Origin of the sequence: Streptomyces flavofungini (genome assembly GCF_041028215.1) — a bacterium.
Lineage (GTDB): Bacteria > Actinomycetota > Actinomycetes > Streptomycetales > Streptomycetaceae > Streptomyces > Streptomyces flavofungini_B.
Window position 1 is genome coordinate 1 of sequence record NZ_JASKYR010000832.1, and the last position, 4,788, is coordinate 4,788.

The 4,788-nt window shown below is 76.4% G+C and carries 2 protein-coding genes and 1 pseudogene; all 3 read left to right on the top strand.

The genetic code is table 11. The features are described 5' to 3' along the window. Positions 1–1,192, top strand: a pseudogene (locus AB8Z36_RS35185) (hypothetical protein); the annotation flags it as partial. Further along, positions 1,189–3,612 carry a tetratricopeptide repeat protein gene (locus tag AB8Z36_RS35190; protein ID WP_369217454.1) on the top strand — a complete coding sequence of 808 codons (2,424 nt, stop codon included), beginning with the start codon at positions 1,189–1,191 and terminating at the stop codon, positions 3,610–3,612. The pseudogene AB8Z36_RS35185 and the gene AB8Z36_RS35190, both read left to right, overlap by 4 nt. A 17-nt stretch (positions 3,613–3,629) precedes the next feature. Then, complete coding sequence (locus AB8Z36_RS35195) at positions 3,630–4,670, top strand: VWA domain-containing protein (protein WP_369217455.1); 1,041 nt, start codon at positions 3,630–3,632, stop codon at positions 4,668–4,670. Positions 4,671–4,788 lie beyond the last annotated feature (118 nt).

Consider the following 4,788-nt stretch of genomic DNA (forward strand, 5'->3'; position numbering starts at 1 on the left):
CGGCTACATGATCCCGGCGGCCACCGTCGCCAAGTACTTCCGGCGGTTCGCCGAGCGGTACGTGACCGGGCCGCACGCCGTGCCGGGACACCGCGTGGTCTCCGCCGAGGCGGCCCGCGCGGCCCGCCCGCACGGCCTCCAGCGCACCGTCACCCGCTGGCTCAACGCGGACGCGGGCGCCTTCGACACCGAGGTCCTCTTCATCGCCCAGGACGACGAACGGGCCCGCCAGGCGCTGTACGTGGTCCTGAACATGGCCGACCGCGAACAGGCCCCGCAGCTCGCGGTGAGCCCCCTGGAACCGGCGGCGGACGGCACGGAACCGCCCGCCCCCGGGGACACCGGCGCCCCTCTCCTCTCCCGCGCCGGGATCACTCCCCGGGTCGGCAGCATCGGCCTCGTCCTCGATCTGGAGGGGGTCGCGTTCGACGAGCCCGAGCAGCCGGAGCTGCGCGAGGCGCTCGCCGTGCTGCGGCACGAGCTGCGGCACGCCGGGCTGCGGCAGCCCGTCCCCCGGCGGCCCGCCGTGGCCGTGCTGCACGCCGACCGGTCGACCACCGAACCGGGCGCGGCGGCCCGCGTCCTGCGGGAGCTGAGCGACGCGGGGGCGCGGCTGCTGCTCGTGGTGCGCGACAGCACGCACGGGTTCCCGTACGCGATGGCCGAGCGGCTGCTGCCCGCCGGGCGCGCCGCGCAGTGGCTCCAGCGGATCGGCGCCCGCGTCGACGACCTCGCCGACGCCGAGCGGCGCGCCCGGCGGCTCTTCCAGCGTGTGGAGCCGCATGTGGTCGACCCGCCGGTGGCCACCGGGTACGCGGCACGGGCCGCGCTGTGGACGGTGCAGCTCAGCGACGAGCTGCGGCCCCTGACCGGGCGGGGCGGACCCCGCCTGCTGGAGAAGCTCTCCTACGCCGAACAGGCCGTGGACACCTACCTCTTACGGGCCGAGGACGCCGAGGCCGGACTGCGCGCGGTCCTCGACGCGCATCTGCGGCTGCGGGCCCTGCTCCGCGACCATCTCGCGCTGCTCGCCGGGCGCGGTCTCGCCGAGCACCCGGAGGCGGTCGGCCCCTACCGCGAGGCGCAGCGGCTGCTCATGGCGGGGCCCTGCCCGCTCGCCGACGCCGAGCGCGCGGTGGAGGCGTTCACGCGGGTCGTGCGGCGCCTCGCGGCGGCGGACGGTGCCGGATGACGCCGGTCAGGGCCTGCCCGCACCCGGGGTGCGCGGGCACGGTCACGCCCACCGGGTACTGCCTGGCCAGCGGCGAGCGCGTGGACCCGGAGACGGGTCGGCACTCGGCACCGGCGCCCTCCCCGGAGCGGGAGGGGACGAGGGAGCGGGAGCGGGAGCGGGCGGCGCGGGACGCCGGGGAGTACGGCCGAGGCGAGTCCTCCCAGTTCTGGGTCGTGCACGCCGATCCCGCCGCCGCACTGCCGCCGCGCCCCGCCCGCGTCACGCTGCCGCCGGAGAACCCCGACACCACGGTCCTGCCCGAGATCACGCTCCTGGACCGGGCGGACGGCCCGGACCCGCTCGACGGCCCCAGCGCGCTGCCGCTGCCGCCGGGCACCCTGCTCGCCGGTCAGTACCGCCTGGTGCGGCTCCTCGGGTACGGCGGCATGGGCGACGTCTGCCTCGCCCACGACACCAAGGTCGACGACCGTGCCGTCGCCATCAAGATGCTGCACGCGGAGCTCGCCGCCGACTCGTACAGCCTCCTGCGGGTCGAGCGCAAGGAGCTGGTCGAGCTGAACCACGACGGTTTCATCCGGGTGTTCAACTACGGGCACCACGAGGGCGTCGGCGACTTCCTGGTGCTCCAGTACGTCGACGGGCTCACCCTCAAGGAGGTGGGGGCACGCGCCAAGGCGCACCCCGAGGAGTTCGGGCACGAGCGGTTCCTGGAGTTCGCGCTCGCCTACGGAGTGCGCATCCTCGCCGGGCTCGCGTATCTGCACACCCCGGACCGCGGCAAGGTCTACGGCGACCTGAAGCCGCCGAACGTCATGCACGACGGCTCCGCCATCAAACTCATCGACGTCGGCAGCGTGCGCCGCGCGGGCGCCCCGGGCCTGACCACCGACGACTACCGCGCCCCGAGCGTCGGCGACCACGGCGAATCCGATCCGCGCGACGACCTGTTCAGCCTCGGCGAGACGCTGCGCACCCTGTGCGGCATCGGCGGGAGCCGCCACGACCTCGCCGCGCTCTCCGCGCTCGGCCCGCTGGACGTGCCCTCCGCCGGGCACCGCGGCCTCGGCCTGGTCTCCCTCGCCCGGGTGCTGCGCCGCGCCACCCGCACCCGGCGCGCCGACCGCTTCGCCACCGCCAGGGAGATGGAGGACCAGCTCCGGGGCGTCTTCCGCGAACTCCGGTCGCTGCGGACCGGCGTGGAGACGTTCGAGCCGTCCCCGCTCTTCCTCCAGTCCGCGTACGCCCTGGACGGCGGGCTCGGCTCGGCGCCCGACGTCTCCCGCTGGGCGACACCCGGGGCCGCCGCCCGCCATCCCGCGCCCACCCCGGCCCAGGTCGCCCGGCGGCTGCCGGTGCCGCGCCCCGACCCGGACGACGACCACCACGGGGAGCTGAGCAGGCTCGGCGACGCCGACCCGGAGGCGCTCCTCCAGCACACCGGCGACTGGCGGGACTCCCCCGAGGTCCAGCTGCTCCGCTGCCGCCTGCGGCTGCGGCTCGCGCCGGGCACGGACGACGGCCCGCCGGACGCCGACGCCCTCTCGGCGGCCGAGACCGCGCTCACCCTGGCCGAGGACGCCATAGGCCCCGCACGCGCCCCGCACGACTGGCGGCTCGACTGGCACCGCGGGCTGCTCGCCCTCGCCCGCTCCCACGTCGGCGCCGCCCGCGACCACTTCGACCGGGTCTACGCCGCGATCCCCGGCGAGTACGCGCCCAAGCTGGCCCTCGGCCACTGCGCCGAACACCTGGACCGGCCGCACGAGGCCCTCACGTTCTACGAGGCCGTACGGCTGCGCAATCCCTCGCTCGGCAGCGCGGCCTTCGGCGCCGCCCGCGCGCGCCTGGCGCTCGGCGGGCCCGACGCCCTGGCCGACGCGATCGCCGCCCTCGACGCCGTGCCCCAGCACTCCCGGCACCGCACGGCCGCCCGTACCGCCGCCGTGCGGGTGCGCGCCGACCACGCGCGGGACGCGGACGCGCTCGGCACGGCCGTGCGGGACCTGGCCGCGCTGTTCTTCGAGCACGGCCTGACCGACGTACAGGCCCGCGTCCGGATGCGGGCGGAGGTGTGGGGCGCCGCCCACCGCCTCCTCGCCGCACCGCCCGGCGGGGGCCGGCCGATGACGGGCGCCGGGCTGCGGGCGGTCGCCGCGCGGGCCGATCCGCGCCTGGAGTTCCCCGCCGACGAGCGGACCCTGCGCAAGGACCTCTCCCGCTTCTACCGGGGCCTGGCCCACCAGGCCGCGCGTGACGCGCCCCCGCGCGAGTCCGGGGTGCCGCTCGCCGAGCTGCTCCTCGACCGCGCCTACGCGGTACGCCCCTTCGCCCTACGACACCACAGGGACACCCCATGGCCGGGCAGGATCATCAAGGACTGGATCAGGCACAGCACCTCGGCGCAGAGCGACGGCTGAGCGGAGCCGCCGGCCCCGTGCGGGCCCGCGTCGGCCTGGAGGTCAGCCAGGTCGTGGAGCTGCCCCGGCCGCGCCACACCGGCGCCGAGGAGAGCGCACGGATGTACGCCGTCGTCACCGTGACGGTCCGCAGGCCAGTGGCCGACGACGGCACCGGGACCGCCCGGCGGGACAGCTCGGGCGCCGCGCACCCGCCCCGGCTCGCGGAGGTGCTGCTCATCGACCACTCCTCCTCGATGGTGATCCCGCCGAGCCGTCTCGCCGCCGCCCGCGCCGCCGCCACGTCCGCGCTGGCCCGCATCCCGGACGGCGCGCTGTTCGCCGTGGTCGCCGGGGGCGACAGGACCGCCATGATCCACCCGCGGCGGCCGGGTTTCGCCGTCGCGCACGCGGAGTCACGCGCCGCCGCCGAGGCCGCCCTGTACGGCTGCACCCCCGGCGGCGGCACCGCGATGGGCGCCTGGCTCGAACGCGCCCGGCAGCTCTTCCGCGAACTGCCCGCCGCCGGGCGCGAGAGCCACGTACGCCACGCCCTGCTCCTCACCGACGGCAAGAACGAACCCGGCTACGAGTCGCGGGCCGAGCTGCGCGAGCGCGTCGAGCGGTGCGCCGGCGCCTTCGACTGCGACGTCGTGGGCATCGGCGACGCCTGGGAGACGGAGGAACTGCTGCTCATCGCGGGCACCCTGGGCGGCCGCACCCGGGCCGTCGAGGACCTCACCCGGCTCCCCGGCGAACTGGCCGCCCTCACCGGCAGCGCCGCAGGGCGCGACGTGACCGGCCTCCGGCTGCGCCTGTACCACCGGGCCGGGGTCCGCCGCCGTGGCCGTGCTCGCGGGGGCGGTGGCGGCGAAGGCCGCGGCGACGGCTGCGCCGACGGCGACGAGGGAGCGCAGGGACGTGCGTCTGGTGCGGCCGGATATTCGTGGGGTGGGGGGCATGGGCATCCTTCCGAAGTCCGCGATATAAATGGCGGGTTAAACGGGGTTAAGGCGCGGCTCAACGTAGGGGCTTCCGCGGTCACAGGCAATGGCTGGGCCTCAAGTTGCTTACGGTAAGGGCGAGTTCACTCGCCGACGGGCACTGGCGGCGGAACCCGGTACGCATCCGCGTACGCGACCCGGGAGGACAACGGGGAGGCAGCGGTGGCCGAGAATAGTCCCGGAACGGGACGGA